The 291-nt window shown below is 62.9% G+C and carries 1 protein-coding gene; it reads left to right on the forward strand.

The window, feature by feature from the left end; translation table 11 throughout:
• On the forward strand, positions 1-291 hold a 291-nt coding region (locus Q5Y71_RS17365), incomplete at both ends, for a hypothetical protein (RefSeq protein WP_306043318.1).

Consider the following 291-nt stretch of genomic DNA (forward strand, 5'->3'; position numbering starts at 1 on the left):
CGCACTGGCCGACCTGGACAAGATCGCTGCGGACAGCATTCTGCACCAGAGCGAAAAGCTGCAGATTATCCGCGAGTACGCGCAACTGCTGGCGCAGCGGGCAGGGCTTGAAACCCAGGCCGACGGCGCTGGCCTGACCACGGAAAAAGCCGACTACAGCGGCAACCTGGCCGCGCTCACCAGTTATCTCGATGGCCTCACACCCCCCTGGAACAATACCAACGCAGATACCCCCATCAGCCGCACGCTCTGGAACGCCAACTGGCAGGCGGCTTACCACGCCCGCAATAC

This window comes from Microbulbifer sp. 2205BS26-8 (assembly GCF_030731025.1).
Lineage (GTDB): Bacteria > Pseudomonadota > Gammaproteobacteria > Pseudomonadales > Cellvibrionaceae > Microbulbifer > Microbulbifer spongiae.